The sequence below is a fragment of the Rahnella sp. RFA10(1/100) genome (genome assembly GCF_004195115.1).
In the GTDB taxonomy this organism is placed as follows: Bacteria; Pseudomonadota; Gammaproteobacteria; order Enterobacterales; family Enterobacteriaceae; genus Rahnella; species Rahnella perminowiae.
Genome location: NZ_SEWR01000009.1, coordinates 42,142 through 68,608, shown reverse-complemented (window position 1 = coordinate 68,608; position 26,467 = coordinate 42,142). Strand labels below are relative to the sequence as shown.

Sequence of the window (26,467 nt, the reverse complement as noted above, 5' to 3'; positions counted from 1 at the left end):
GATAAACGATTGCACCGGCTTCATCATGCTGAATCCACCGGTGCCACGGGTTAAGGACGGACTAAATCGTCGCCGTAACCAATCCATTTGTAAGTCGTCAGGGCTTCTAATCCCATCGGGCCGCGGGCGTGCAGTTTTTGTGTGCTGACCGCCACTTCTGCGCCTAAACCGAACTGGCCGCCGTCGGTGAAACGGGTGCTGGCGTTGACGTAAACCGCAGAGGAATCCACTTCGCGCACGAACCTGTCCGCGCTGCTGATGGAACGGGTGAGGATCGCATCGGAATGTTCGGTGCCGTAGGTGCGGATATGCGCCACGGCGGCATCCAGATCAGCCACCACCGTTACGTTCAGATCCAGTGACAACCATTCATCTGAATAATCTTCTTCGGTCACCGCCAGCACTTTCGCCGGGCCGTTTTGCAGATACGGCATCGCGGATTCGCTGGCGTGCAACGTAACGCCTGCGCGGTGCATGTTGTCGCTCAGTTCCGGCAGGAAACGGGCGGCAATCGCCTGATGCACCAGTACGGTTTCAAGGCTGTTACAGGCGCTCGGACGCTGCACTTTGGCGCTTTCCAGCACGGTCAGCGCTTTGTCGAAATCGACGCTTTCATCCACAAACGTATGACACACGCCGATTCCGCCGGTGATCACCGGAATGGTGGATTGTTCGCGGCACAGTTTGTGCAGCGCCGCGCCACCGCGCGGGATCAGCATGTCGACGTATTTATCCAGGCGCAGCAGTTCTGCGACCAGTGCGCGATCCGGGCTTTCAATCGCCTGAACCGCAGCTTTCGGCAATCCGCATTCTTCCAGCGCCATCTGAATGACGTTAACCGTCGCCTGATTGGTGTGGTGCGTTTCTTTACCGCCACGCAGGATCACGGCGTTGCCGGTTTTCAGGCACAGGCTGGCGACGTCGATGGTGACGTTCGGACGCGCTTCGTAAATCACGCCGATCACGCCGAGCGGCACGCGGCGGCGTTCAAGACGCAAACCGCTGTCCTGCTGTGAACCGTCAATCACCTGCCCGACCGGATCGCTCAGGCGGCAGACATCGCGCACGTCGCTGGCAATTGCCGATAAACGCGCGGGCGTCAGCAGCAGGCGGTCTAATAACGCTTCGCTCATGCCGCTTTCGCGGGCGGCGGCCATGTCGAGTTCGTTGGCAAGAATAATGCTCTGGCTGTTGGCCTCGAGCATGTCGGCCATCAGCATCAGCGCACGGTTTTTCTGCGCGGTGCTGAGGGTGGAGAGCTGCCAGGACGCGGCTTTCGCGGCCTTTCCCATCTCGTTAAGCATCTGTAGCTCCTTAACTGACAATCATGTCGTCACGGTGAACGGCAACCGGGCCGTATTCGTAACCGAGAATTTCGCTGATCTGCTGAGAATGATGACCGGCAATCATGCGCATCGCATCGCTGTTATAGCGGCTGACGCCGTGCGCGAGGTCACGCCCGTTCAGGTTGCGGATGCGGATCACTTCGCCACGCGAGAAATCGCCTTTCACTTCGCGGATCCCCTTTGGCAGCAGCGAACTGCCGCGCTCCATCATGGCAGAAACCGCGCCGTCGTCGATGGTGATTTCACCGGCTGGCGGTGCGCCGAAGATCCAGCGCTTACGGTTTTCCAGCGGGGTTTCCATCGCGTGAAAACGTGTGCCGACCGAAATACCGTTAATGACATCGCCAATCACGCCCGGCAGGCTGCCCGCAGCAATAATGGTATCGACGCCCGCACGGCACGCGACATCCGCCGCCTGCAGTTTGGTGGCCATGCCGCCGGTGCCGAGACCGGAAACACTGTCACCCGCCACGCCGCGCAGTTCATCATCAATGGTCATGACTTCGCGGATAAGCTCTGCCTGCGGGTCGGTACGCGGATCGGCAGTAAACAGACCGCGCTGATCGGTCAGAAGCAGCAATTTATCAGCACCCGCCAGAATAGCGGCCAGCGCGGAGAGATTATCGTTATCGCCGACTTTAATTTCAGCGGTGGCCACCGCATCGTTTTCGTTAATGACCGGCACGATATGGTTATCAAGCAGCGCGTGCATCGTGTCGCGGGCGTTCAGGAACCGCTCGCGGTCTTCCATATCGGCACGCGTCAGCAGCATCTGACCAATGTGGATGCCATAAATCGAGAACAATTGCTCCCACAGCTGGATCAAACGGCTTTGCCCGACGGCAGCCAGCAGTTGTTTGGAAGCAATGGTGGCGGGGAGTTCGGGGTAGCCAAGATGTTCGCGCCCGGCGGCAATCGCGCCCGACGTGACAATCACAATCCGGTGCCCTGCCGCATGTTGCTGCGCGCACTGGCGGACAAGCTCAACAATGTGAGCACGGTTGAGGCGGCGTGAGCCGCCAGTGAGCACGCTGGTGCCCAGTTTTACAACCAGTGTCTGACTACCACTCATAATCGTTCCATTAATGTGAAAAAGAAGGGCTTCTTTGTCTTTGTAACCAGTGAGAAGCGTTATGCCAACCGGCATAACGCTATAATAGCAGTATTCATCGTGGGAATGGGTAGTACAGAAAGTCAGGCGGAGAGCTTCACCGGTTCCTCGCTGAAATCATCAGCAGGTTCCAGTCTGAGGGACATCTCTTCGATCATGGCATTCAGGTTTTTGTGGAACCCTTTTAATGTCGTCTCAAGTTTTTCCCGCACTTCAGCATCTTTAATGTTTTGCGCTTTCCAGATGCCGTCTTTATCAAACAATCCGAAGTGATAAACATAGGTAAAACGTTCGGCTTCGGCCTGTAATTCAATCCACCAGCCCCAGAATTCACGCTTCTCCGGCGCGGGCTTAACGTTCACGCAGACAGCTAAACAGTCAAAGAAAAAGCGGTCGTTTTCGCATTTCCCTTCTCTGATGTACGGTCCCAGTGTACCGAAACGTTTCATTAGCCTGCTTTTAGGATGACCGCTTGGTAACGTCATAGTACAACCTCCATAGAAAGACGATCCTTTTTAACAAACCGTTAGGAATTAGCAACTGTTAAGTTAACGCATATGGTTTTGCAGCCAGCTGCAAATCTCATGTAAAGCGCTGTCAAAATGTCCGTAAAGCGGCTCGCTGCGGATAGGCAACAGCTTGCCGTCAGCGGAAGAATCCGCAATCAGCTTAGCTTCGCTCTTAGGACTGAAAATATCGTTCTCCCAGTATGCAGCCAGCATGGGCGTCGGCGTTCTCCGCCCGAGCAGCCCCTGCGTTTTCAGAGAATAACGATTAAGTTCGGTTTTCAATGCCGAATCAGACGCACTCGACATGCCAATACGACTCGCCAGCACATCCATATACATGTCCGGCACTTGTTCCTGGCATTTCGGGTCGCTCAGCAGTGTATGCGCCAGCGCCCCCAGAGTGGCGACTGCACGCACGCGGCGCGGTTCGAGATACGCCAGCCGCACGGCAACGTTGGCACCAAAACGGTAGCCGAGCAAACTGACGCGGCTGGCATCAACCCATGGCACATCCGAAAGCTGCATCAGCACCTGCTGATGCAGGAAGCTGGTGTCCTGGGTCAGTTTCCACTTCGACGAAAAACCGATCGACGGCATGTCAATGGTCAGCATGGCAATGCCCATCGGCGCAAGATACGAACGGAACAGGCGCTGATGGTCACTCTGCAAGGTATCGAGACCGCCACACACCATCACCGTCGGGAACGGCGCTTTGCCTGCGTCCGGCAGGTGCAGGAAACCGGTGATCGGCGTGCCGCCGGAGATCTTAAATTCCAGCTCTTTCAGTTCATAAGGCGAATGTTCCGAGGATTTTTCAAAGGCTTTATTGGCCAGCGCCTGCGCCTGTTCCGCCAGCGTATCGCCTTTCAGATGCGGATAACTGGCAATACTGTAAAGGTTGGCGGCTTTCAGCCAGTAGTCGCTCGCCACATCCGGGTCTTTTTCTTCGGCGGCTTTTTGCTGCCAGTGCATCGCCTGTTTTGACCATTCGTAGATCCAGTTGCCATTACGGTAACCAATTACAGTATCAAGCAGCAACGGATCACTGTGTTCCGCCTGGGAGACAGCAATGCGCGACAGCACTTCTTCCACTTCCAGCGGATCGACCCCGCGCCACATCCACATCAAACGGTTAATCGTACGGTACCAGCAATGGACCGTGTCGCCTTCCAGTGCAGAGTGCATCGGCGGGTGCGTATTATGGTGATGAACGCGGTGAACCAGCGTCGATGTTTCCGGGTATTTGAACGAAGGTTTAAACAGTTTTTCCGTAAGATTGGCTGGAGCCATGATGCAAGATCCTCCGTTAGCAAGCAGCAGGTCGCCCGCAGGCGATCATTTAGACGGGATTATAACCCGCCCACGTTGCGACAAGTGAGGTATGAGGTCAAGCGGAAAGGATTTCAAGTCAACAAAAGCAAAACGCCCGGCAATGAGCCAGGCGTTTATCAACAGTAAGGGAAAATTACTTACCCACTAACGGAGGCACAAAGACAACCCCCATATCCCACGGCTGTTCGATCCAGGTGTTCTGCGGGATGTCGATCACGTAGTCATCGACCAGCGGAGCACCGGCTGGTTTTGCGAAGATGGTGATGAAATGCGCCTTCGGGTACATTTCGCGGATCGCTTTCGCGGTGCCGCCGGTATCCACCAGATCGTCGATCACGATGAAGCCTTCACCGTCGCCTTCTGCGCGTTTCAGCACCTGCATTTCGCGCTGATTATCATGGTCGTAGCTGGAGATACAGACGGTATCCACATGGCGAATGCACAGCTCGCGAGCCAGCAACGCTGCCGGAACCAGGCCACCGCGGCTGACGGCAATAATGCCTTTCCATTGTTCTGCCGGCAGCAGGCGTTTAGCCATGGTGCGGGCGTGGATTTGCAGCATGTCCCAGGTTACAACGTATTTTTCGCTCATAAAGGTGTCCCAGCCAGTGAATTAACGGCTTCTAAAAAAGTAGTGGGGGGAAAAAAGGTTGCGCGAGATTATAGTGAGTCCGGCTCACAAAAACCAGCGATTATCGGGTCCCTGCGCCCCAAAAATCCCGGAATTTCTCCCCGTGCCCGCGCACAGGTTAAGATTAAGTGATATTCTGTCAGGCCACTCGCCACACAGTCTGGCGGGGATTACTTAACCTTAAACCTACAGCATCTCAGTCAGTTCCCCTGCAAACGGAGCCTGAATGAGCTGACTGTTACAGGAGACTTATAGTGTCTGAACTGTCTCAGCTTTCGCCACAACCGTTGTGGGATATTTTTGCCAAAATTTGTTCTATTCCGCACCCTTCTTATCACGAAGAAGCGCTGGCAAAACACATCGTTGAATGGGCACAGGAAAAGGGTATCCACGCTGAGCGTGATGAAGTTGGCAATATTTTGCTGCGCAAACCGGCCACCCCGGGCATGGAAAACCGCAAAGCCGTTGCCCTGCAGGCTCACCTCGATATGGTGCCGCAGAAAAACAACGATACTGTTCATGATTTCACTAAAGATCCGATCCAGCCATTTATTGAAGACGGTTGGGTAAAAGCCCGCGGCACCACGCTGGGTTCTGACAACGGTATCGGTATGGCATCCGCGCTGGCGGTTCTGGCTGATGACAGCGTAGAACACGGCCCGCTGGAAGTGCTGCTGACCATGACCGAAGAAACCGGCATGGCGGGCGCATTCGGCCTGCAACCGAACTGGTTACAGTCTGAAATTCTGATCAACACCGATTCTGAAACCGAAGGCGAAATCTACATGGGGTGCGCCGGCGGGATTGATTTTACCGCCACACTGCCGCTGAGCCGTGAAGCGGTTCCGGCCGGTTTCAGCGTGCTGAAACTGACCCTGAAAGGCCTGAAAGGCGGCCACTCCGGCGCTGAAATTCACTTAGGTCTGGGCAACGCCAGCAAACTGCTGGCACGTTTCCTGGCAGACAACGCGGGGACCCTGGGTCTGCGCCTGCTGGACTTTACCGGCGGCACGCTGCGTAACGCCATCCCGCGTGAAGCCATTGCGACTCTGGCGGTTGCCGCCGATAAAGCGGACGCACTGAAAGCGGCAGCACAGGAATTCCTGGCGACGATTCAGTTTGAACTGTCAGCCGTTGAGAAGAAGATCGTTTTTGTCGCGGAAACGGCTGTAAGCAACGCCAGGGCACTGAGCCAGGACAGTCAGGATAAGTTCCTTGCGCTGCTGAACGCGACGCCTAACGGCGTGATCCGCATGAGTGATGATGTGAAAGGTGTGGTCGAAACATCGCTCAACGTCGGTGTTGTCACGATGAAAGATGACGAAGTGGCGATCAACAGCCTGATCCGTTCGCTTATCGACAGCGGTAAAGAATATGTGGTCAGCATGCTGAGCTCACTGAGTGAACTGGCTGGTGCAAAAAGTCTGGCAAAAGGCAGCTACCCTGGCTGGAAACCTGAGCCAAGCTCGCCGGTGATGACGCTGGTGCGTGAAACTTACCAGTCACTGTTCAGCAAAACCCCGAACATCATGGTGATCCACGCCGGTCTGGAATGCGGTCTGTTCAAAAAACCGTATCCGGACATGGACATGGTTTCCATCGGGCCAACTATCACCGGCCCGCATTCGCCGGATGAACAGGTTGAAATCGCCAGCGTCGGGCTGTACTGGCAACTGCTGACAGCCCTGCTGAAAGCAATTCCTGAAAAGAAATGATATTTTGGCTCCCTCCCCTGTGAACTGAACCCCGAATGTTGGACTTTTTAAACCTTCATTCGGAGTTCAGTTCATCACAGGGGGAGGAGCTCAAATCCAAAAGAAGCTGCCGCTCTATCTGCGGATCCTGCAACGTCACGTGTAATCCCACCAGCCTGACGCCCCGTCCGCCACGCCGTTTCTCCCATGCCTCCCGCGCCACTTTCAGTAAATCTTCTTTATTGAGCACCGGCCAGACGTGTTCCTGCGTGGTCTGCTGAAAATCATGGAATTTGAGTTTTACCCCCTGACGGGCGATGCGCAGATCCGGACTGACACGGCTCAGGCGTATGTGCAGTTCCGGATATAAACGTTCGATCAGTGCCACGCATTCTTCCCAGTTGTGAATATCTTCTGCCAGCGTGCGTTCCACACCGACCGATTTGCGCAACCGCTCGGGGGATATTTCACGTTCATCAATACCCTGACAGCGCTCCCACAGTACCCGGCCAAACTTGCCAAATCGTTTGAGCAGTGTCGCCAGATCATAGCGCTGTACATCGCCGCAGGTGTTCAGCCCCAGCGCCTGCAAACGCTGGGCTGTGACTTTGCCGACGCCGGGGATTTTACCCAGCGGAAGATCCTGTAAAAACGCATCGACTTTATCCGGCGTGATCACAAACTGGCCGTTAGGCTTGTTCAGGTCCGAGGCGATTTTTGCCAGAAATTTTATCGGCGCAATGCCGGCAGAGGCCGTCAGCCTGATTTCATCGAAAATGGCCTGACGGATTTCTGCAGCAATAAGCGTCGCAGAGCCGTTGCATTGCGTTGCGTCGGAAACATCCAGATAAGCTTCGTCAAGTGACAGCGGTTCGATCAATGGGGTATAACGCGCAAAGATTTCACGGATGTGGTTTGAAGCTTCTTTATAAGCCTCCATTCGGCCGGGGATGACTTTCAGGTGCGGGCAAAGTTTCAGTGCCATACCGGTCGGCATCGCACTGTGCACGCCGAATTTGCGCGCAGGATAATTGGCGGTGCTGATGACGCCACGGCGGTCACGGCTGCCGCCAATGGCAATAGGAATGTCGCGCAGGGAAGGATCATCGCGCATCTCGACGGCCGCGAAAAAGCAGTCCATATCAACGTGAATGATTTTACGCATAGCCCTCCCCTGATAACTGTATAAGTATACAGTGGGATGGCGTAATTTCAAACACACAAAATCCGGGTTAATTTGGCTTAATGAATCACCAGAAATGGCATCGTAATAAATTTCCTATTTCGAAAGTCATTATTCATTATTTGGTGATTGCTAAAAATTTAATCAGTATTAATATGGCATCGTTTCAGACAGGCAGTACATAAGAAGAAAATCAGTGGCGGTCTTACAGGCAGTTCAGCTGTAGACAACATAATCAAAATTATTACCGAGCAGGACTTAGAATGATCAGAATCGCGCTGTTTCTTGCGATGCTCCTCAGTTTGCCTTTATTTACAGCAAATTACGCCGTGGCCAGCGATGCTGTCCCGGTCAACGCGACACTTAAAAAACAATTACTGGGCGCACCGGTTTATATTCAGATCTTCAAACAAGAACGTAAACTCGAATTGTATGCCCAGCTCGACGGCGAATTTCGCCTGATTGGCAGTTATGGCATCTGCGATTTTTCCGGCGGTTTGGGAAATAAACGTCGCGAAGGCGATTTTAAAAGTCCGGAAGGTTTCTACAACGTGGATATTCACCACCTGAAGCCTGACAGCCGCTTTTATCGTGCCATCAACATCGGTTTCCCGAATGCTTACGATATCTCGCAGGGTTATTCAGGTAAGTATCTGATGATTCACGGTAACTGTAAGTCTATCGGTTGCTATGCCATGACCGACGGCTATATGGACGAAATCTTTACGTACGTACAGGCGGCATTCCAGTTCGGGCAACGCAGTTTAAAGATTAGCATTTATCCGTTCAGGATGACCGATGCCAACATGAAGGCGCATAAAAACTCCAGCTACTACAGTTTCTGGAACCAGTTGCAGCCAGGATATGCGTACTTTGAAAAACACCATCAGCCACCGAATGTCGTGGTCACTGACGGTAAATATGAAGTGCTGCAACCGTTGTCCAACACCCCGCTGCCTTCACAGCTGGCGTTCGCCCCGATGAAATAATGCGAATTCACCTGGAGCAATTTTGTTCCAGGTTTCGTTCGCCGTCAGCGGTTGCGTGGCAATCACAGTGACGACATCATCCGGTGTCGTCTGCTGCTGAAAATCAATTTCCACATCCTGATCCAACAACGTTGCCTTGCCAAAAGGCGCACGCCGCGTGATCCAGTGTAAATTCGTCGAGCAATAAGCCATCACAAAATTGCCATCCGACAGCAACATGTTAAACACCCCTTTCTGCCTTAACTCATCAGCCAGCGACGCAATATAGCGAAACACCGGCGGCCAGCTTGCAGGGCGGCGCGGATAACGTTGAGTGAGTTTGTGCAATAACCAGCAGAACGCGTATTCGCTGTCGGTCTGCCCCACCGGGCGCAGGGTACCGGTATCCAGCTGGCGATAGCCGCGAAGCTGACCGTTGTGTGCGTAAGTCCAGTTGCGTCCCCACAGCTCGCGGGTAAACGGATGGGTGTTTTCCAGTGCCACTTCGCCACGGTTTGCCTGGCGGATATGAGAAATCACCGCGCAGGATTTGATCGGGTATTCCTGAACAAGGCGGGCAATGGGCGAATTAAAGCTTGGCGTCGGATCTTTAAAAGTACGACAGCCATTGCCTTCATAAAAGGTGATGCCCCAGCCGTCTTTATGCGGGCCGGTTCCGCCACCGCGCTGCACTAATCCGCTGAAACTGAAACAAATATCAGTAGGAACGTTAGCGCTCATCCCGAGCAATTCGCACATCACCAGCCCCCTTTTTATTATTTTAATAATGCGCTGCACTATGGTGAAACAAAGCGGGATCCGGCGAAGAAGCGGAGTTTACACAGAGTAAATGAGCATTCTGAGCCAGATTTCAACGCCGTATTACCAACGTGCGGCAAATTATTTCGCCATTTCTTTTTCGATTAAGAGAATCAGGATATGGATCACTTTAATGTGAATTTCCTGCACGCGGTCAGCGAAACCAAAGTGCGGAACGCGGATTTCCACGTCGGCTGAACCGTCCATTTTCCCGCCGTCTTTACCGGTCAGGGTGATGACTTTCATGCCTTTGGCGCGCGCGGCTTCGATGGCTTTGATCACATTACCGGAATTACCGGAAGTGGAGATACCCAGAAGCACATCGCCCTTCTGACCCACGGCTTCCAGATAACGGGAAAAGATATATTCGTAACCGAAATCGTTACCGACGCATGAGATGTGGCTGACGTCGGAAATCGCAATGGCCGGATAACCCGGACGGTTTTCGCGATAGCGGCCTGTCAGTTCTTCTGCAAAATGCATGGCATCGCAGTGTGAACCCCCGTTACCGCAGGAAATCACTTTCCCACCCGCTTTGAATGAATCCGCCAGCAGCACTGCTGCACGTTGAATAGACTCAATATTTGACGGATCGCTGATGAATTTATTCAGCGTATCAGCAGCTTCGTTCAGTTCAGTACGGATAATATCCAGATACATAGCAGCCTCTTTTATGTCCATTTACAGCCGGTTTCAGCACGGCCGATAGCAATAAAACGTTCCGCTGTGCAGTTTAACGGAAAGCCGAAACAGCGAGAAGCAGTGAAGCGGTAATGATTCCGATAGTTTCTGTTTTTGACGCTTCGTGCGACCGGTTTGTGAGCTGCGTTGTAATTAATATGTAAACACATTGATAAAGAAATGAGCATGAACTACAACCATTGTATCCCTACAACAGGTCAGACCTCCTACGACTCAGGAGCTTTACTATGATGGTTCTTAGCATTGTTGCATTTATCGTGATCCTTGGTGCGTTGTTCTATCACAAGGTCAACCTTGCCCTTAGCAGCCTGATTTTGCTGGCGTTTACAGCGGCCATGGGCGCCATTCATCTGTGGACGCTGTGGTTGTTATTGCCGCTGGCGATCATTCTTCTGCCTTTCAATATTCCTGCCCTGCGTCGCGCCTTATTCTCCGGCCCCGCGCTGCGTACCTTCCGTAAAGTGATGCCTGCTATGTCCCGTACGGAAAAAGAAGCGATTGAAGCGGGCACTACCTGGTGGGAAGGCGACCTGTTTGGTGGCAAACCGGACTGGGAGAAATTACAGAATTACCCTGAGCAGCAACTGACAGAAGAAGAACAGCGTTTTATTGACGGACCGGTTGAAGAAGCCTGCCGCATGGCTAATGATTTTCAGATCACCCACGAACTGGCTGATTTGCCGCCGGAACTGTGGGCATATCTGAAAGAGCACCGCTTCTTCGCGATGATCATTAAGAAAGAATACGGTGGCCTGGAATTCTCAGCTTACGCACAGGCGCGTGTGCTGCAAAAGCTGGCCGGTGTGTCGGGCATTCTGGCGATCACCGTCGGTGTACCGAACTCCCTCGGGCCGGGCGAACTGCTGCAACATTACGGTACCGAAGAGCAGAAAGATCACTATCTGCCACGTCTGGCCGCCGGTCTGGAAATCCCGTGTTTCGCCCTGACCAGCCCGGAAGCAGGTTCTGATGCCGGAGCCATTCCTGATTTCGGTATCGTGTGCAAAGGCCAGTGGCAGGGCAAAGAAGTGCTCGGCATGCGCCTGACCTGGAACAAGCGTTACATCACGCTGGCACCTATCGCCACCGTACTGGGCCTGGCGTTTAAACTGAAAGATCCCGATCACCTGCTCGGCAGCGAAACTGATTTAGGCATTACCTGTGCACTGATCCCAACCGACACCGCCGGTGTGGAAATTGGTCACCGTCACTTCCCGCTGAATGTGCCCTTCCAGAACGGTCCGACACGTGGCAGCGATATCTTTGTCCCGATCGATTACATCATTGGCGGCCCGAAAATGGCCGGTCAGGGCTGGCGGATGCTGGTGGAATGTCTTTCTGTGGGCCGGGGCATCACGCTGCCCTCTAACTCGACCGGCAGCCTGAAATCTCTGGCGCTGGCGACCGGTGCTTATGCTTATATCCGCCGTCAGTTCAAACTGCCGATCGGTAAAATGGAAGGTATTGAAGAACCACTGGCACGCATTGCCGGTAATGCTTATGTGATGGATGCCGCCGCGACGCTTATCACTAACGGTATTATGCTGGGTGAAAAACCGGCGGTGCTGTCCGCTATCGTGAAATACCACTGTACACACCGCGGCCAGCGCGCCGTGATGGATGCGATGGATATCACCGGCGGTAAAGGCATTATGCTCGGCACCAGTAACTTCGTGGCCCGCTCTTATCAGGGCGCGCCGATTGCAATTACCGTGGAAGGTGCCAACATTCTGACCCGCAGCATGATCATCTTCGGTCAGGGTGCGATCCGCTGCCATCCTTATGTGCTTCGTGAAATGGCGGCGGCGGAGAAAAATGATCTGGATGATTTCGACCGCGCGCTGTTCGGACATATCGGCCACGTGGGTAGCAACCAAATGCGCAGTTTCTGGCTTGGCCTGACTGACGGTCGTACCAGCGATACGCCGGTCAATGATAAAACTGCCCGTTATTACCAGCACATCAACCGTCTGAGCGCCAATCTGGCCCTGCTGGCTGACGTGTCGATGGGGGTGCTGGGTGGCAGCCTGAAACGTCGCGAACGTATTTCCGCCCGCCTCGGTGATATCCTCAGCCAGATGTATCTGGCCACGGCGACGCTAAAACGCTATGACGAAGAAGGCTGTAACGAAGCGGATTTACCGCTGGTGCACTGGGGCGTGCAGGATTGTCTGCACCAGGCTGAAGTGGCTATCGACGACCTGCTGCGTAACTTCCCGAACCGTTTTGTGGCCGGTGTGATGCGGGTGGTGATTTTCCCGCTGGGCCGTTCGCATTCCGCCCCGTCAGATCGTCTGGATCACGAACTGGCGCGTATTCTTCAGGTGCCTTCGGCCACGCGTAGCCGCATCGGCCGCGGTCAGTATCTGACGCCAAGCGAGCACAACCCGGTTGGCCTGCTGGAAGAAGCATTGCAGGATATTCTGGCGGCAGAGCCGGTACATAAACATTTATGTGAGGCGATGGGTAAAAAACTGCCATTTACCCGTCTGGATATGCTGGCGCAAAAAGGTCTGGATGCCGGTCATCTGAGTGCTGATGACGCCCGTATTCTCAGCCGTGCAGAAGAAAGCCGTCTGCGTTCGATTAACGTTGATGAGTTCGAGCCGGATGCCCTGGCCGCGCAAAAACCAGCCGCGGAGAAAAACGACGCAAAAAAGGATGAGGCGAAACCCCGCCACACCGAAGCTGCCTGAGTGAACCGTTAGCCGATAAAAAAGCCTGAGTGTTACGCACTCAGGCTTTTTGTTATTTGTGAAGATACATACCTATTACCCTAACGAGTTCGTGTCCCAGGACAAAGGCTTTAGCCTTTGAACAGCGCTCAAGCTGGCCCCGAAGGGGCGAGGCTTTGACGAGTAACGCGGCAGACAAGCGAGTCCCGATGAGCTTACTCAGGTAAGTGATTCGGGCGAGCATGTGCAGCCAACGCACCTGTGACGCGAAATATAACGGGTAATTTAGAAGTAGTATTTAAAGCGCACGCGCGCACCGTAACGCTCATCACTGTCATCATCGGCACTGTCAGCTTTATCTGCTTCCAGCATTGAGACGTAGGCACCCAGGTACACGTTAAAGTTTTCCATGTTCATGACGTTCGGGATCAGATAACTGGCGTGAATGGTATGAATGTCATAGCTGCCCGGCTCATCGAACCAGTCATCGTCGTAATCGGATGCACGAACGCCATTAATGTTGAAATCTTCAATTTTGTTATGCGCATAGATATAGCCCAGTTCGAAGCGTTTCCACAACGCATTGGCGCCGACGGTAAAATCTTTCTCATCCGATGCATCCATGTAGGCAGTGCTCAGGTTAGCCACCACGCCATTTTCAGGGTCAGCTTTCTGCCCGTCCCAGGTCATGGTCATGCCGTAACCATTACGTTTGGACTGGTCAACGAAATCGCCTTTATCGTTGGTGTAACCGTAAGCATTATTCACCACATTGGTTTCCATTGCGGCCGCCACCGAGAATGCATCACCTTTCCAGGCAATAATCGGGCGCAGATACGCAACGTTTTTATCATTTTCAAGCTCATTGCCATGGTAATTTTGCTCGGCAAACAGCGCGGAACCATCTTCCAGTAAGGTATTGAGCTCGAAATACCAGTTGCCGATGTTTTTATTCAACATGATGTTGCCGCCGCTGTCACTGCGCCCGCGCCCTTCTTTCATCATATAGACATAGCCGTAGCCGTCAGCGTACAGATCATTGGCGGTATTACCGGAGTACTCGACGAAAGTATCCTGATTAAGCGGGAACATATCATAAGCTTCGAAACGGCCGATTTTTGCCATCCAGTCTTTTTCTTCGCCGAAGAAGAAGGCGGCATCATCAAGCGTCATTGAACCGTTCAGGTCAGCCGTCGGCTGTACAGAAAATCCAGAGAATTGCCCGTTATCATTACGACGATAACCATCCAGCCCGATTAATAACCGTCCGTTAACATCCCAGCGTTCATGGGTTCCCGGTTTCCAGTTTTTATTATCCTGCGTTCTGACAGAGGTTAATTGACCGCTACGGCTTGCACCGTCGACATTAAATTCCACATCGCCGTATAGTTTTAAATTATCAAATCCATTAAGTGTTAACAATTTGTCTTTCGATATTCCATCTTGTTTAACTTCTACCGGCGTGGCTTCTTTCACGCTGGCTATTTGCTGCTCACGTTTCACATCCTGCTTCGTCAGTTGCTGGATCTGTTTTTCCGCCGTTTCCGCGCGCGCTTCTGCCTGCTGAAGACGTTGTTCAAGCTGCGCCATACGGGCTTCCAGACTGGCTGATGAACTCGCTGCCAGTGCGGGAGCAGACACAGCCAGCCCGACTAATAAAGCCAAAGTTGTAATCTTTCTCATAATTAAGATGTCCTTTCAATACAAATTAAATTCGCCATTTTAAAATAAACGGTGTTATTTCATTTTTATTAAAATAATGCCCGGAGGTTTCATAATGAGAACAGAAGATAGTTTTCGAAGGAATAATCTGTCAAAAATAAAAGCGGGGAAACGTGAAGTAAAACTGTAATAACGAAATTACATCACTGAAAAACCAATAAACGTAAAACGGGGCGCTTTTTTCATAAAAGCACCCCGCTTATTATTATTTATAATACACACCATCAGATATATTAAGCTGGCGAATATTTTATATCTTAGCCTTTTTTAGGACGAACTTTCGCCGTCAGCCCTTTCAGGAAATAACGCATCACCTGATCGCCACACGGACGGTAATTTTTGTGGCCTTCTTTACGGAAGAACGCGCTCAGTTCGCCTTCAGACACTTTGAAATCAGCCGCGGTCAGGACAGAAATCATATCTTCGGTTTTCAGCTCAAACGCCACACGCAGCTTTTTCAGCATAATGTTGTTGGTCAGGCGTTTTTCCACTTCCGGTGCCGGGAAGCGATCGTCTTTGCCGCGTTTAAAAGTGATCAGACCATTAAGGAAGTTTGCCATCACTTCGTCCGGCACTTCCATGTAACCTTCTTCGTCTTCTTTTTTCAGATAACGCGACATCACGTCGGGGCTGACAGGCGTACCGGTGGTTTTAAGGATCTCGATCAGCTGGCCTTCACTTAAATCCAACATGTAGCGCACGCTGCGTAAGACATGGTTATGCATCATAATTCTGTATTCCTGTTAAAAGTAAACCGAGGAAATGCCACCGGGTTTACCCCTACGCACCTCGAAGGCGGGCATTATACAAGAAACTTACAGGATTAGCTGAACTGACGGATCCGTGCAATAAGTGACTCCACATCGCCGATTTGTTGCGCAGTGAGGATCAGTTTTTGCCCGAGGCTCAGCGCATGGCGCTGGCAATCAGCGCGCATGGCATCATCTTTAATGGTATCGAGATCAGCAACATGCGCCAGGCCGACCGTACGGCGAATCAACTCCGCGCCGCAGTAACCGACCGCGTCGTGCCAGACCTCCTGCAGGAAGAGTTCTGCATAACCCGGCTCCGCCAGCGTCGGATCTTGGGATTTATCCCGCGCCAGTTGCAGAAAACGCGCTGAGAAACTCAGCCACAGTTCGCGCACATCTTGCAGGCGCTGCTCGCGGCCATCCGCCGCTTCACGCACCCCAACCAGCCCCGGCAGACCACAATAGTTCAGTAGCAGGTTGCCGAGAGCCGAACCGGGATCAAAGCCCATCGGGCCGTAATAACCGAACTCCGCGTCGATGGCTTTCAGTTTGCCTTCGGCAACGAAAATCGAACCGCTGTGGATATCACCATGCAGCAGCGCCTGCGCCTTGCTCAGGAAACGGTGTTTCAGCGCGGCGACGGCCAGACGCAGCGGTTTATCCTGACGCAGCGCCTCCACCGCCGGCTGCAATACCGGCTCAAAATTATTGCGCTCATGATCAACATACGGATCGGTGAAGAACAGATCTTCGGTGATCTGACATAATTCAGGGTTAGTAAAACGGGAGACTTCGGCTTTTTTGGCCTGCGCCTTCTGGTAGAAATCGGAAGTATGGAACAGCGTCTGAGCCAGATATTCGCCCAACTGGGTTGCTGCCTGCGGGTAATGTTTTCCCAGCACCAGTTCACTGCGCCAGATATGATGATCCGACAAATCTTCCTGCACCATCACGGCCAGTTCAGCGTCGTGATGCAACACGTTAACCGTGTGCTGTGGGCAATACTGACCGTGGATGATCAGGGTTTCGGCTTCAATGCGCGCACGATCTAACGTCAGCGGCCAGGATTCCCCCACACACCGCACATAAGGGAGAGCCTGTTTCACAATCACCCGGCTTTTTCCCGCCGTATCGCGGATCTTAAACACCAGGTTCAGGTTTCCGTCACCGATTTCATCGGCCGTGACCAGAGATTGCGGATCCGCCACGCCACCAAACTGACGGGCATATTCAACGGCATCTTGGGCGGTAAAGGTGTAGTAACGTGACATCCTGACCTCTCGAATTCTTTTTTAGCCTTTAAAGCGTTTAGACGTCTATACATCCGTGAAGCATGTTGGCAGAATAAGTGAACAGATGCAACCGGGCAACAAGGATTTAACCAACAATGCAAAGCCTCACAACCACCAGTTTACGTATTCGTGAAAACCAGCTGTGGATCCTCGACCAGCAAGCTCTGCCGCAACGTTCAGACTGGCGCGAATGCCGCGACGTCAGTGAACTGGTGGATCACATCCGGACCCTGCGCGTGCGTGGTGCGCCGCTGATTGGTTTGTCCGCCAGCCTGCTGCTGGCATTGCTGGCTGAACAGGGCATGGCGCAGGATGAATTGCATCACGCGCTGGAAACCTTGCGTGCTTCGCGTCCGACGGCAGTGAATCTGATGAACAATCTTGACCGCATGAAGGCTGCATTGCAGCAGGCGGATTACGTGAAAGCGCTGACTGAAGAAGCTCTCCGTCTGGTGGATGAAGACAAAGCATTGTGTGACAGCATTGCCACACACGGCGCGACGCTGGTGACGCCCGGCAGTCGTCTGCTCACCCATTGCAACACCGGCGGTCTGGCAACGGCAGGCATCGGCACAGCCATCGGGGTGATCCGCCGTGCCCATGAACAGGGCAATGTGGAACAGGTATGGGTGGATGAAACCCGTCCGCTGTTACAGGGCGGCCGCCTCACTGCCTGGGAACTTGGCGAACTTAACATTCCGTATCAGCTGATTTGTGATTCGATGACCGCCAGCCTGATGGCACAAAAACGCGTCGATGCTATCTGGGTTGGCGCTGACCGCATTGCCGCCAATGGCGATGTCGCGAACAAAATTGGCACTTACAGCCTGGCGGTACTGGCGAAATATCACGGCATTCCGTTCTACGTTGCCGCGCCGCATACCACACATGATCCGCAGTGCCGGAACGGTGCCGCCATCCCGATCGAACAACGGGCAGCGACTGAAGTCACCGGCGTTTCCGGCAGTTTCGGGGCCGTGCAATGGGCACCGTTCAACGCGCAGGTTTATAACCCGGCATTTGATGTCACACCGGCAGAATTGATCAGCGGCTGGGTGCTGGATGTGGGGGTGGTGACGCCGGATCAGGTACAGGATGGTATCTTCCGTCAGGCATTAGGTTAAAACAGCTTGCCTGCAATACAGCGCCTGCGGGCGCTGTTTTTTTAAGCTACTGATAAGAAAAACTCACAAATGTAAGGAAATCGAAAACCAATATCTGTTAGGATTATTCTTAGCCAATTTAAATTTATCCCTTTTCTGCACCGGTTTTCGATGCCGTAAATAGAAAATCTGGCTATTGAGATAATTCGCGCCTTTAAGTGAAATATCAATTTCATCATATTGAGATGACATTAAGTCAAATTATTTTAATTTGGAACGGGCAGCTATTACCCGTTAATAAGACGTTAAATGGACAAGGAATAGTAACATGAGGAAATCAGTTTTCGTTTTGTCGGCAATTATTGCGGCAGGCACATTATCAGGGTGCGCAACAGAATCATCACGCACGGTAGAAGTTCAGAAAGTGGCTTCTTATAACACGCAATATAATGGTCCGCGCAGCCCGATTTCTGTCGGTAAATTCGATAACCGCTCCAGTTATATGAGTGGCATTTTCTCCGATGGTGTCGATCGTCTGGGCAATCAGTCTAAAACCATTCTGGTCACTGACCTGCAACAAACGGGTCGCTTCAATGTATTAGACCGCACGAATATGGCGGAAATTAAAGAAGAAGCGGGTATCAAAGGCCAGGCACAAACTCTGAAAGGCGCGAACTATGTCATCACCGGCGATGTCACTGAGTTTGGCCGCAAAGAAGTCGGCGATAACCAGCTGTGGGGCATCCTGGGACGCGGCAAGCAACAAATCGCTTACGCTAAAGTCAGTCTGAATGTTGTTAATGTACAGACCTCAGAAGTGGTGTACTCCTCACAAGGTGCGGGCGAATATTCCCTGTCTAACCGCGAAATTATTGGTTTCGGCGGCACCGCCAGTTATGACTCAACCTTAAACGGTAAAGTGCTGGATTTAGCTATCCGCGAAGCGGTGAATAATCTGGTCAATGGAATCGAAAGCGGCGCATGGCGTCCGGCTAATTAATAATACGGATATTATAAAATGACAATATGTAAAAACCAAAGCGCCCTGATAAAGGGTGGCCTTATTACCTTAACGTTATTATTAGCGGGCTGTGCAAAGCAGGCGGATAAGTCACTTTATAATTGGGACAAATACCAGTCTACGGTATACCAGTATTATCAGGGTGACAAAGTGGGTCCTGAAGAACAAATCGCGTCATTAAAAGAATCGATTGAAAAATCCCGCGCCACCAATAAAGCCGTACCACCTGGCCTGCACGCGCAGCTGGGATTGCTTTATGCCAATACGGGCCACACCGACCTGGCATTTCAGGAATTCAATACTGAGAAAAGTTTATTTCCGGAGTCAGCAACCTATATGGATTTCCTGCTGAAAAATAAAGGGAGTGTTAAATGAAACGTTTATTCCTGCTGACCGGCGTAGTGCTGACGTTACTGCTGACGGGTTGTGCGAAAAAAGCGTCCTACGATTACACCGCGTTTAAAGAGAGCAAACCGAGATCGATTCTGGTGCTCCCGCCGGTGAACCATTCTCCGGATGTGAATGCCAGTCACAGCATGCTTTCTACCGTCACCGCACCGCTGGCTGAAGACGGCTTCTATGTCTTCCCGGTGGCCGTCGTTGAGGAAACTTTCAAGCAGAACGGCATAACCGGTGCGGAAGATATTCGTGCCGTCAGCGCCGCCAAACTGCGTGAAATTTTCGGTGCGGATGCCGCGCTTTACATTGATATAACCCGCTACGGCAGCACTTACATGGTGGTTTCCAGCGAAACCCGTGTGACCGCTAATGCCAAACTGGTGGATTTACGCAATGGCAAAGTGTTGTGGACCGGTAACGCCACCGCTTCTGACAGCGAAAATGACAACAACAATAACGGTGGGATCATCGGCATGTTGGTTCAGGCTGCCGTGAAGCAAATCTCCAGCACGATTTCCGACAAAGGTCATGATATCGCCGGGCTCACCAGCGACCGTCTGCTGAGTGCATCTCAGACCGATGGCCTGCTGTATGGCCCGCGCTCACCGAATTACGCTAAGCAGGCAATGCGATAAAGGCCTAAAGAAAGCCGCCCCTTACGAGACGGCTTTCTGGCTTACTTGCCCGATGCGTCAATTGTTACAGAGAGAGAATTATTGGAGATACTCCAACTTCCTTTGCCCTGAAACATTGCCGCTCCGGTGACAACGATAAAGATACAGATGTACCGTTTCATTGTGCGGTCCTTGCAAAGACCGCTTCACGTCAACACCACCGGTGATATCTCCGTGAAAACAAGCGCTGGGTTGCGCCTGCGTTGACGGTCATTGGACATCCTTTTCTGAAACCGGTGCCCGTTTGCTAAGACGGCGTAAAGGGCCGCCATAATCATACACTTGTTGTCGACCAACTTGACAAAATTGTTCAGAAAGCAGACTATGTTGTGGCTGGGTTGCGCTTGCGTTACATCAGTAACGAAGCCCGCTGGAAAGGCCGCTAACCTGACCAGCACAAAAAAACCACCTTCTGGTGGTTTTTTTGTTTCTGCAGTACGCAAATCTTATTCACCCATTCTCGGGTACGCATCGGCAATCTTATCGCCGGTAAAATGCGCCACCCACCCTTCGGGATTATCGAAAACGCGGATTGCCGTGAACGACGGAGAGCCGCCCATATCGAACCAGTGGCGGGTATTGGCCGGTACGGAAATCAGATCGTTTTTCTCGCACAGGATTTGGAAAATTTTGCCGTTCAGATGCAGGCAGAACAACCCTGCACCTTCGACAAAAAAACGCACTTCATCTTCACCGTGCGTATGCTCGGAAAGAAATTTAGTACGCAGCACCTCACGCTGTTCGTTGTCCGGCCGCATGCTGATCACGTCCCAGCTCTGATACCCCTTCTCTTCGACCAGTTTGTCAATTTCATGCTGATAAGCGGCAATCACGTCCTGCGGCTGCGGGTTTGCGCCTAAATCGCGGTCAGCCTGCCAGCGTTCGAAACGTACATCAATTTTGCTCAGTTCGGCGGCGATCGCGTCTCCGTCTCGGCTTTCCCACAACGGTGCGGAAGGATCCTGGTCACTAAAAATCGTTAATGCACTCATGGTCAACCCTCTTATAAGAATGTTTCTAAGGCTATCTGATCAAAACGATTAACCTGCAGATGATCGCTGAGTTCATCAGCGTCATCGCGGATCAGCTGACAGGTATTCCAGCCCGCTAAACGCGCGGCGTCCAGCTCCTGACGAATGTCTGATAAAAAGAGTAAATCCTGCGGCGGCAATATCAGTTGTTCAGCGATGTTCTGATACGATTCCGTTTCACGCTTGGCACCGACGCGGGTATCGAAATATCTGCTGAACAGCGGCGTTAAATCACCGGCATCACTGTAGCCAAACAATAACTTTTGCGCGTCTACCGAACCTGAGGAATACACGCAAAGTTGCAGCCCCTCCGCTTTCCACGCTTCCAGCTGCGGCGCGACATCGGCATACAGATGTCCGCGAAAATCACCGTTTTCATAGCCGGTACGCCAGATGATGCCCTGCAATACTTTCAGCGACGTCGATTTCACGTCGTTATCCATATACGTAAAGAGCTGTTCGATCAGCGCCTCGACGCTGGCCTGTGGCCGGTCGATTTCAGCGCGTAAAGCGTCCAGGGCAGCGGCGACGTCCGGCTGTTCATGCTCATGGCGCAGGAAGTCGGCGAGACGCTGCCGGGCATAGGGGAATAACACCTGGTGTACAAAACGGATATCCGTGGTGGTGCCTTCAATATCAGTGACAATAGCGCGGATCATTTAGCCTCCAGCAGGCGACGTTGCAGTTCACACTGGAATAAAAACTCCAGCCCCTCCAGATGGCGGCGCGCTTCGGCCACATCCCGCCCCCAGCACGTCAGCCCATGGCCACGCAGCAAAAAACCATACTGCAACGGTGTGTGCTCCGCTGACGTCATGATCTTCTGCGCCAGCGCAGCAATATCCTGGCTGTTGTCGAAAATCGGGATCACCACCTGATCAAGGTGCGAGGTCTGGCCGCTGAGCGATTTCTGCATCTCATAACCTTCCAGCACCAGCACACCACTGCGTTCTGCCCGGGATAACACCGTCGAATTGACCGAATGGGTATGCAGCACCGCGCCTGTTTCAGGATAGCGGGAATACAGCATGGTGTGCAGCCCGGTTTCCGCTGAAGGACGACGTCCGCCGGGTGCCAGGCCACTGTCGAGTTCCACCCGCAGGAAATCTTCTGCGGTCAGTGATCCCTTGTCTTTTCCCGATTCAGTGATCAGGCAATGGGCATCGCCTTCGCGCACGGACATATTGCCGCCCGTCGCCGGGCTCCAGCCCTTCTGTCCAATCCAGTGACAGGCCGCCAGCAGCGCGCCCAGTTGCAAATTCTCTGTCATCGTATTCCTGAAAAGCTGTGGGTTGAGGGACGAAGTTCGGGATGAAACTGACGATATATTCAATGTTATGCGGCTTAGACCGAATTGGCATTTAGCCATCTAAGCGTCTCGATTGCCAAATATTAACATCGTGTTATATTGTGAGCAACATCGCTATTTGCACACCTGACGCCTGTCAGGTCAACGGTCCAGGAGTACTGACCCGCCATGAGCACAGCAGCACTGATCCCCGAAAGTAAACTTCCTGCTTTAGGCACTACCATTTTTACCCAAATGAGTGCGCTGGCGCAGAAACACAATGCCATTAACCTGTCGCAGGGTTTCCCTGATTTCGACGGCCCCGAATACCTGAAAAACCGTCTGGCTTATCACGTCAGCCAGGGCGCGAACCAGTACGCCCCGATGACCGGCACGGCACAGCTGCGTGAGGCAATTGCCACCAAAACCGAACAGATTTACGGCTATGCACCGGATGCCACCACCGACATCACCATCACGGCGGGTGCGACAGAATCGCTGTATATCGCCATCACCGCGCTGGTATCGGAAGGTGACGAAGTGATTGCTTTCGATCCGAGCTATGACTGCTATGCTCCGGCGGTAGAACTGGCGGGCGGCGTAATGAAACGTATTCAGTTGCAGCCACCGGAATTCAAAGTTAACTGGGCGGAATTCGCGGATCACATCACTGATCGCACAAAGCTTGTGATCATCAACACGCCGCATAATCCGTCGGCCACCGTCTGGAGCCACAGCGACATTGAGCAGCTCTGGCAGAGCATTGCGGATAAGCACATTTTCGTGCTGAGCGATGAAGTGTATGAGCACATCTGTTTTGCGCCGGAAGGTCACGCCAGTGTGCTGCGTCATCCGGAACTGCGTCAGCGCGCCATTGCAGTCTCGTCGTTCGGTAAGACGTATCACATGACCGGCTGGCGTGTGGGCTATTGCGTGGCACCGGCGATAATCAGCGCTGAACTGCGCAAGGTTCACCAGTACCTCACCTTCTCCATCACCACGCCGGTTCAGCTGGCGCTGGCGGATATGCTGCGTGAAGCGCCGGAACACTGGCAGGAATTACCGGCCTTTTATCAGGCTAAACGTGACCGTCTCGCGCAGGGGCTGGCTAACAGCCGTCTGAAGGTCTTGCCGGGTCAGGGCACCTATTTCCTGCTGGCCGATTACAGTGACGTTTCCGATTTAGATGATGTTGCATTCTGCCACTGGCTGACTGAACATGCCGGTGTGGCGGCCATTCCGATGTCGGTTTTCTGCGCCGCGCCTTTCCCACATAAACTGATCCGGCTGTGCTTCGCCAAACAGGAAGCTACACTGGACGCGGCTTCGGAGCGCCTGTGTCAACTTTAAAACTGTCCGTATTGCAACAGCCATTGGTGTGGCTGGACGGCGAGGCTAACCTCGCACACTTCGACGGCCTGCTCGGTGCCCTGACCGCACGTGACCTGATTGTCTTGCCGGAAATGTTCACCACCGGTTTCGCCATGCAGGCACCGGGCAGCGCATTGCCTGAATCGCGTGTCGTGCAATGGCTGCAACAGTGGGCGAAACAGCTCGGTGCAATGATCGGAGGCAGCGTGGCATTGAGCACCACGGAAGGCGCAGTGAATCGTTTTCTGCTGGTCGAACCGCAGGGTAAAGTGCATTTTTACGATAAACGCCACCTGTTCCGTATGGCGGGTGAACACAATTATTATGTGCCGGGAAAACGTCGTGAAATCGTGGAATGGCGCGGCTGGCGTATTCTGCCGCAAGTCTGCTATGACCTGCGTTTCCCGGTGTATTCACGCAACCGGCAGGATTACGATCTGGCACTTTACGTCGCCAACTGGCCGGCACCGCGCAGCCGCCACTGGCAGACATTGCTTGCCGCCCGTGCGATTGAAAATCAGGCTTATGTTGCCGGTTGCAACCGTGTCGGCCACGATGACAACGGCCATTACTACAGCGGTGACAGCCTGATTTTTAATCCGCAGGGTGAAGAACTGGCGCGTGCTGAGCCGGGCTCAGCGATGATTATCGATGCCGAGTTGTCGCTTGAAGCGCTACAGGATTACCGCGAAACCTTCCCGGCCTGGCGTGATGCCGATACTTTTTTGCTTCATGATTAAGAAGGTTTAGCGCTTAAACAGCCTTCACAAAAAAATGCCCCGGACGTCTCTGCCGGGGCATTTTTACTTTATACCGTTCTGTTGGGTGGCCGCCGCGGTTAATTTCCGCCGATAAAGTCCGCTTTACCAATATTCACGCCCAGATGGCGCAGAATGTTATACGCCGTGGTGATATGGAAATAAAAGTTAGGTATGGCAAATACTGTCACGTAGCTGTGTGCAGTAAATTTCATTTCACGGTTTCTGCCTTTCACCACGATCTCACGGGATTCATCGCCTTCCAGTTGCTGTGCGTCCACGCTTTCGATAAAACGCAGTGTGTTGGCGATACGTTCCTGCAATTGGGCAAACGTCACTTCGTTGTCTTCCATCGCCGGCGCGGTAATACCAGCCAGACGGGCAACCGCGCCTTTCGACATATCACTGGTGATCTGCACCTGACGCGCCAGCGGATACATATCTTCTGCCAGACGGGTATTCAGGACTTCTTCTTCTGATTTGCCGTTTTCCTTTGCCCATGCCTCGCCCTTTTCCAGTAATGCTGAAAGATTCTGTAAACCACGAACAAACTGTGCCGCTGTACTGCCATAAAGCGATGCTGACATGATGCTTCCTCAGTGAATAACGGGTTAGAACAACTTAGAACAACCGGCGCTACCTTAGCGCGTTCCGGTCTGAACAGCGTGACGTTTTATAGCAGTGAAGGATGGCGGAACGTCAGGTTTGCGACGTGCGCCGCTCTTTTTGTCAGCGCATGTAAAAACAACCCCCGGTGGATCAATTCTTGCATTTCCTACTCCCGCAAAAACATCTGACAGAGGACCCCTGATGACCATCACCTTTATTGCACACTCTACGCCCGAACCCGCGTTGTACGGCGCGATGGCAGCGATACTTGCTGAGCTACGCGCTTTGCCGCTGTGTCATTTTCCCGTCAGTCATGATGCGCAACGTTACCCGAATGCGCGCCAGCACGTGACGGCGCAGGGACAGGCAATAACCAGCGGGCTGGTGTGGCTGGAGCGCCTGACCGGGCGTGATGCGGGTGAGGAATCCGGCATTGAATCCCTGATTTATCGGGCACTTAAAGAAGATATCGTCGTGCCCTTGCGTGAACCGTTATCCGCAGAGTTGAACGCATTCATTACAGCACAGGGCATTGAAACTGAATCATTAACCGTGGTGCGCAATCAGGATAAATTCCAGCTGGAAGACTGCATCACCGGCAAAATTCGCAGTAACGGCTGGGGACGCGATGCCTTTGGCCGCTGGGCATTAGGTTCGGTTTCACAGCCGGTCATGCGGGCAGGAAAAACCCTGCGCGTGGCACTGGTGGGGGATGTTAGCGAGCAGCGCGACAGTTATCCGGCAATGCTCGCTGCACTGGGAGACGCCGCCGATGCACTGGCAATGAACATTGATGTTGTCTATGTGACATCCACGTTACTGGGCAGCCAGCTTGATTGCACACTGGCTGACGTCGACGGCATTATCTTCCCGGGCGCAACGATCACCCGCAGCGATGCGCAGGCCGGACCGCTGGCAACCGCCACCTGGGCACTGGAAAACCAGACCCCGGTGTTAGGGATTAATCAGGGCATGCATCAGATGATCACTGCGCTGGGGCAGAAAGTGCTCGGACAGGAACGTGTAGTCATGCACGGGCCGTCAACGCTCGGCAGCCTGCAAACCGGTTTACCGCTGGCCGAACACACCCAGCCCCGTCTGGGAAATCACCCGGTCATCACCCGCCGCGGCACCCTGCTGGCCAATAAAACGGGCAATGAATTTTTGCTGCGCTACAACCAGCGCCGCTATCTGAATCCGCATTTACTGGCGGAGCTTGAAAGCGCGGGGCTGAACGTTTCAGGGTATGACGAAAGTGGTGAACAGGCGCAGGCTGTTGAGCTGAACAATCATCCGTTCTTTATAGGCGTTCAGGGGCAACCGGAGCTGACGTCACGACGCGAGCGGCCCAATCCGCTGCTGATGGCGTTTCTGCAACAGGTGCGTCAGTGCAACCGTGACCGCGATGTCAGTCACGCCGCACTGACCAAAAGCGTGCGTTTAAAACATCCGCACAGGCTGATGGGCTGATGACGAC

25 protein-coding genes are annotated in these 26,467 nt (G+C 53.0%); 10 read left to right on the top strand and 15 right to left on the bottom strand.

Annotation, left to right across the window (positions count from 1 at the left end):
- Window positions 1-50 precede the first annotated feature (50 nt).
- The 5 genes from proA to gpt form a co-directional block, all read right to left on the bottom strand.
- Window positions 51-1,304, bottom strand: a complete 1,254-nt coding sequence (gene proA, locus ETV65_RS21310; protein ID WP_129955066.1) for a glutamate-5-semialdehyde dehydrogenase — start codon at window positions 1,302-1,304, stop codon at window positions 51-53.
- A 10-nt stretch (window positions 1,305-1,314) separates the two neighbouring features.
- Complete coding sequence (gene proB, locus ETV65_RS21305; RefSeq protein ID WP_129955065.1) at window positions 1,315-2,418, bottom strand: glutamate 5-kinase; 1,104 nt, start codon at window positions 2,416-2,418, stop codon at window positions 1,315-1,317.
- A gap of 122 nt (window positions 2,419-2,540) precedes the next feature.
- Window positions 2,541-2,942, bottom strand: coding sequence for a sigma factor-binding protein Crl (gene crl / locus ETV65_RS21300; protein WP_015696183.1), 402 nt, complete (start codon window positions 2,940-2,942; stop codon window positions 2,541-2,543).
- Window positions 2,943-3,005: 63 nt separating this feature from the next.
- Window positions 3,006-4,256 (bottom strand): esterase FrsA, encoded by a 1,251-nt coding sequence (frsA, locus tag ETV65_RS21295; RefSeq protein ID WP_129955064.1) that lies wholly within the window; start codon window positions 4,254-4,256, stop codon window positions 3,006-3,008.
- A 175-nt stretch (window positions 4,257-4,431) separates the two neighbouring features.
- On the bottom strand, window positions 4,432-4,890 hold the full coding sequence (gene gpt, locus ETV65_RS21290) for a xanthine phosphoribosyltransferase (RefSeq protein WP_013574288.1): 459 nt from the start codon (window positions 4,888-4,890) through the stop codon (window positions 4,432-4,434).
- A 293-nt stretch (window positions 4,891-5,183) separates the two neighbouring features.
- Here gpt and pepD point away from each other — a divergent pair, with 293 nt between their 5' ends.
- Window positions 5,184-6,644, top strand: coding sequence for a beta-Ala-His dipeptidase (pepD, locus tag ETV65_RS21285; RefSeq protein ID WP_129955063.1), 1,461 nt, complete (start codon window positions 5,184-5,186; stop codon window positions 6,642-6,644).
- 55 nt (window positions 6,645-6,699) lie between these two features.
- Here pepD and dinB read toward each other — a convergent pair whose 3' ends face one another.
- Complete coding sequence (gene dinB, locus ETV65_RS21280) at window positions 6,700-7,788, bottom strand: DNA polymerase IV (protein ID WP_129955062.1); 1,089 nt, start codon at window positions 7,786-7,788, stop codon at window positions 6,700-6,702.
- 281 nt (window positions 7,789-8,069) lie between these two features.
- On the opposite strand from dinB, the gene dpaA reads away from it, so the two are divergent.
- Window positions 8,070-8,795: a peptidoglycan meso-diaminopimelic acid protein amidase gene (dpaA, locus tag ETV65_RS21275; protein ID WP_129955061.1), complete on the top strand. Its 726-nt coding sequence runs from the start codon at window positions 8,070-8,072 to the stop codon at window positions 8,793-8,795.
- On the opposite strand, the gene ETV65_RS21270 is transcribed toward dpaA, so the two are convergent.
- A complete protein-coding gene (locus ETV65_RS21270; protein WP_015696178.1) occupies window positions 8,766-9,533 on the bottom strand; it encodes a class II glutamine amidotransferase in 768 nt (255 codons plus the stop codon). The two genes, dpaA and ETV65_RS21270, sit on opposite strands and share 30 nt — an antisense overlap.
- 141 nt (window positions 9,534-9,674) lie before the next feature.
- Window positions 9,675-10,253, bottom strand: a complete 579-nt coding sequence (gene lpcA, locus ETV65_RS21265) for a D-sedoheptulose 7-phosphate isomerase (RefSeq protein WP_129955060.1) — start codon at window positions 10,251-10,253, stop codon at window positions 9,675-9,677.
- A gap of 269 nt (window positions 10,254-10,522) precedes the next feature.
- Here lpcA and fadE point away from each other — a divergent pair, with 269 nt between their 5' ends.
- On the top strand, window positions 10,523-12,991 hold the full coding sequence (fadE, locus tag ETV65_RS21260) for an acyl-CoA dehydrogenase FadE (RefSeq protein WP_129955059.1): 2,469 nt from the start codon (window positions 10,523-10,525) through the stop codon (window positions 12,989-12,991).
- Between the two features lie 264 nt (window positions 12,992-13,255).
- Here the strand turns inward: fadE and ETV65_RS21255 are convergent, their stop codons facing one another.
- From ETV65_RS21255 to mtnK, 3 genes are all read right to left on the bottom strand, one after another.
- The gene (locus ETV65_RS21255) at window positions 13,256-14,653 is read right to left on the bottom strand and encodes a carbohydrate porin (protein ID WP_129955058.1); all 1,398 of its coding nucleotides are present in this window, start codon (window positions 14,651-14,653) and stop codon (window positions 13,256-13,258) included.
- Between the two features lie 296 nt (window positions 14,654-14,949).
- Window positions 14,950-15,420, bottom strand: coding sequence for a DUF1456 family protein (locus ETV65_RS21250; RefSeq protein WP_015696175.1), 471 nt, complete (start codon window positions 15,418-15,420; stop codon window positions 14,950-14,952).
- Between the two features lie 95 nt (window positions 15,421-15,515).
- Window positions 15,516-16,715 (bottom strand): S-methyl-5-thioribose kinase, encoded by a 1,200-nt coding sequence (gene mtnK / locus ETV65_RS21245; protein ID WP_129955057.1) that lies wholly within the window; start codon window positions 16,713-16,715, stop codon window positions 15,516-15,518.
- Between the two features lie 116 nt (window positions 16,716-16,831).
- Between mtnK and mtnA the strand changes: the two genes are divergently transcribed.
- The 4 genes from mtnA to ETV65_RS21225 all read left to right on the top strand — a co-directional run bounded on the left by mtnA (window position 16,832) and on the right by ETV65_RS21225 (window position 19,894).
- Window positions 16,832-17,860, top strand: a complete 1,029-nt coding sequence (mtnA, locus tag ETV65_RS21240; RefSeq protein ID WP_129955056.1) for an S-methyl-5-thioribose-1-phosphate isomerase — start codon at window positions 16,832-16,834, stop codon at window positions 17,858-17,860.
- Between the two features lie 307 nt (window positions 17,861-18,167).
- Window positions 18,168-18,839: a CsgG/HfaB family protein gene (locus ETV65_RS21235; RefSeq protein WP_015696171.1), complete on the top strand. Its 672-nt coding sequence runs from the start codon at window positions 18,168-18,170 to the stop codon at window positions 18,837-18,839.
- An 18-nt stretch (window positions 18,840-18,857) separates the two neighbouring features.
- The gene (locus tag ETV65_RS21230; protein ID WP_129955055.1) at window positions 18,858-19,235 is read left to right on the top strand and encodes a DUF4810 domain-containing protein; all 378 of its coding nucleotides are present in this window, start codon (window positions 18,858-18,860) and stop codon (window positions 19,233-19,235) included.
- On the top strand, window positions 19,232-19,894 hold the full coding sequence (locus ETV65_RS21225; RefSeq protein ID WP_129955054.1) for a DUF799 domain-containing protein: 663 nt from the start codon (window positions 19,232-19,234) through the stop codon (window positions 19,892-19,894). Before ETV65_RS21230 ends, ETV65_RS21225 begins: the two co-directional genes overlap by 4 nt.
- Window positions 19,895-20,379: 485 nt before the next feature.
- Here ETV65_RS21225 and ETV65_RS21220 read toward each other — a convergent pair whose 3' ends face one another.
- The 3 genes from ETV65_RS21220 to ETV65_RS21210 are packed head-to-tail and all read right to left on the bottom strand — an operon-like array spanning window position 20,380 to window position 22,234.
- Window positions 20,380-20,925: an acireductone dioxygenase gene (locus ETV65_RS21220; RefSeq protein WP_129955053.1), complete on the bottom strand. Its 546-nt coding sequence runs from the start codon at window positions 20,923-20,925 to the stop codon at window positions 20,380-20,382.
- An 11-nt stretch (window positions 20,926-20,936) separates the two neighbouring features.
- The gene (gene mtnC, locus ETV65_RS21215; protein ID WP_129955052.1) at window positions 20,937-21,623 is read right to left on the bottom strand and encodes an acireductone synthase; all 687 of its coding nucleotides are present in this window, start codon (window positions 21,621-21,623) and stop codon (window positions 20,937-20,939) included.
- A complete protein-coding gene (locus ETV65_RS21210) occupies window positions 21,620-22,234 on the bottom strand; it encodes a methylthioribulose 1-phosphate dehydratase (RefSeq protein WP_129955051.1) in 615 nt (204 codons plus the stop codon). The genes mtnC and ETV65_RS21210 overlap by 4 nt, the downstream gene beginning before the upstream one ends.
- A gap of 207 nt (window positions 22,235-22,441) precedes the next feature.
- Here ETV65_RS21210 and ETV65_RS21205 point away from each other — a divergent pair, with 207 nt between their 5' ends.
- Together ETV65_RS21205 and ETV65_RS21200 are read left to right on the top strand one after the other, a co-directional pair.
- Window positions 22,442-23,602, top strand: coding sequence for a pyridoxal phosphate-dependent aminotransferase (locus ETV65_RS21205; protein ID WP_129955050.1), 1,161 nt, complete (start codon window positions 22,442-22,444; stop codon window positions 23,600-23,602).
- On the top strand, window positions 23,590-24,363 hold the full coding sequence (locus tag ETV65_RS21200; RefSeq protein ID WP_129955049.1) for an amidohydrolase: 774 nt from the start codon (window positions 23,590-23,592) through the stop codon (window positions 24,361-24,363). Before ETV65_RS21205 ends, ETV65_RS21200 begins: the two co-directional genes overlap by 13 nt.
- 98 nt (window positions 24,364-24,461) lie before the next feature.
- On the opposite strand, the gene ETV65_RS21195 is transcribed toward ETV65_RS21200, so the two are convergent.
- The gene (locus tag ETV65_RS21195; RefSeq protein ID WP_129955048.1) at window positions 24,462-24,968 is read right to left on the bottom strand and encodes a DUF1993 domain-containing protein; all 507 of its coding nucleotides are present in this window, start codon (window positions 24,966-24,968) and stop codon (window positions 24,462-24,464) included.
- A 223-nt stretch (window positions 24,969-25,191) separates the two neighbouring features.
- Here ETV65_RS21195 and ETV65_RS21190 point away from each other — a divergent pair, with 223 nt between their 5' ends.
- Window positions 25,192-26,460, top strand: coding sequence for a glutamine amidotransferase (locus ETV65_RS21190; RefSeq protein ID WP_129955047.1), 1,269 nt, complete (start codon window positions 25,192-25,194; stop codon window positions 26,458-26,460).
- Window positions 26,461-26,467 lie beyond the last annotated feature (7 nt).

Bases quoted from the DNA above. Each gene is read 5' to 3' on its own strand.
- proA (WP_129955066.1), bottom strand. From the start codon at position 1,304: ATGCTTAACGAGATGGGAAAGGCCGCGAAAGCCGCGTCCTGGCAGCTC.
- proB (WP_129955065.1), bottom strand. From the start codon at position 2,418: ATGAGTGGTAGTCAGACACTGGTTGTAAAACTGGGCACCAGCGTGCTC.
- crl (WP_015696183.1), bottom strand. From the start codon at position 2,942: ATGACGTTACCAAGCGGTCATCCTAAAAGCAGGCTAATGAAACGTTTC.
- frsA (WP_129955064.1), bottom strand. From the start codon at position 4,256: ATGGCTCCAGCCAATCTTACGGAAAAACTGTTTAAACCTTCGTTCAAA.
- gpt (WP_013574288.1), bottom strand. From the start codon at position 4,890: ATGAGCGAAAAATACGTTGTAACCTGGGACATGCTGCAAATCCACGCC.
- dinB (WP_129955062.1), bottom strand. From the start codon at position 7,788: ATGCGTAAAATCATTCACGTTGATATGGACTGCTTTTTCGCGGCCGTC.
- dpaA (WP_129955061.1), top strand. From the start codon at position 8,070: ATGATCAGAATCGCGCTGTTTCTTGCGATGCTCCTCAGTTTGCCTTTA.
- ETV65_RS21270 (WP_015696178.1), bottom strand. From the start codon at position 9,533: ATGTGCGAATTGCTCGGGATGAGCGCTAACGTTCCTACTGATATTTGT.
- lpcA (WP_129955060.1), bottom strand. From the start codon at position 10,253: ATGTATCTGGATATTATCCGTACTGAACTGAACGAAGCTGCTGATACG.
- fadE (WP_129955059.1), top strand. From the start codon at position 10,523: ATGATGGTTCTTAGCATTGTTGCATTTATCGTGATCCTTGGTGCGTTG.
- ETV65_RS21255 (WP_129955058.1), bottom strand. From the start codon at position 14,653: ATGAGAAAGATTACAACTTTGGCTTTATTAGTCGGGCTGGCTGTGTCT.
- ETV65_RS21250 (WP_015696175.1), bottom strand. From the start codon at position 15,420: ATGATGCATAACCATGTCTTACGCAGCGTGCGCTACATGTTGGATTTA.
- mtnK (WP_129955057.1), bottom strand. From the start codon at position 16,715: ATGTCACGTTACTACACCTTTACCGCCCAAGATGCCGTTGAATATGCC.
- mtnA (WP_129955056.1), top strand. From the start codon at position 16,832: ATGCAAAGCCTCACAACCACCAGTTTACGTATTCGTGAAAACCAGCTG.
- ETV65_RS21235 (WP_015696171.1), top strand. From the start codon at position 18,168: ATGAGGAAATCAGTTTTCGTTTTGTCGGCAATTATTGCGGCAGGCACA.
- ETV65_RS21230 (WP_129955055.1), top strand. From the start codon at position 18,858: ATGACAATATGTAAAAACCAAAGCGCCCTGATAAAGGGTGGCCTTATT.
- ETV65_RS21225 (WP_129955054.1), top strand. From the start codon at position 19,232: ATGAAACGTTTATTCCTGCTGACCGGCGTAGTGCTGACGTTACTGCTG.
- ETV65_RS21220 (WP_129955053.1), bottom strand. From the start codon at position 20,925: ATGAGTGCATTAACGATTTTTAGTGACCAGGATCCTTCCGCACCGTTG.
- mtnC (WP_129955052.1), bottom strand. From the start codon at position 21,623: ATGATCCGCGCTATTGTCACTGATATTGAAGGCACCACCACGGATATC.
- ETV65_RS21210 (WP_129955051.1), bottom strand. From the start codon at position 22,234: ATGACAGAGAATTTGCAACTGGGCGCGCTGCTGGCGGCCTGTCACTGG.
- ETV65_RS21205 (WP_129955050.1), top strand. From the start codon at position 22,442: ATGAGCACAGCAGCACTGATCCCCGAAAGTAAACTTCCTGCTTTAGGC.
- ETV65_RS21195 (WP_129955048.1), bottom strand. From the start codon at position 24,968: ATGTCAGCATCGCTTTATGGCAGTACAGCGGCACAGTTTGTTCGTGGT.
- ETV65_RS21190 (WP_129955047.1), top strand. From the start codon at position 25,192: ATGACCATCACCTTTATTGCACACTCTACGCCCGAACCCGCGTTGTAC.